Origin of the sequence: Moritella sp. F3 (assembly GCF_015082335.1) — a bacterium.
Classification (GTDB): Bacteria; Pseudomonadota; Gammaproteobacteria; order Enterobacterales; family Moritellaceae; genus Moritella.
In genome coordinates this window covers 1-244 of the sequence record NZ_BLRL01000133.1, presented here as the reverse complement: position 1 = coordinate 244, position 244 = coordinate 1, and the positions used below count along the sequence as shown (strand labels likewise).

General features: G+C 42.6%; 1 rRNA gene. It reads right to left on the bottom strand.

Annotated features, from left to right (window positions below):
* Window positions 1–78, bottom strand: a 5S ribosomal RNA gene (gene rrf, locus JFU56_RS22685); the annotation flags it as partial.
* Between the last annotated feature and the right edge of the window lie 166 nt (window positions 79–244).

Here is a 244-nt window from a genome sequence, read left to right as displayed (position 1 = left end):
ACTACCATCGGCGTTATTACGTTTCACTACTGAGTTCGGAATGGGATCAGGTGGTACCGTAACACTATGGTCACCAAACAAATTTTTGAGTCTTACGACAAATCTGCTCTGATTTAAGACATCGTCTTAAATCTTATCTATTCAGACTAGGTCTAAATAAACAGTAATTGGCGCTTGGCGATGCCCTACTCTCACATGGGGAAACCCCACACTACCATCGGCGTTATTACGTTTCACTACTGAG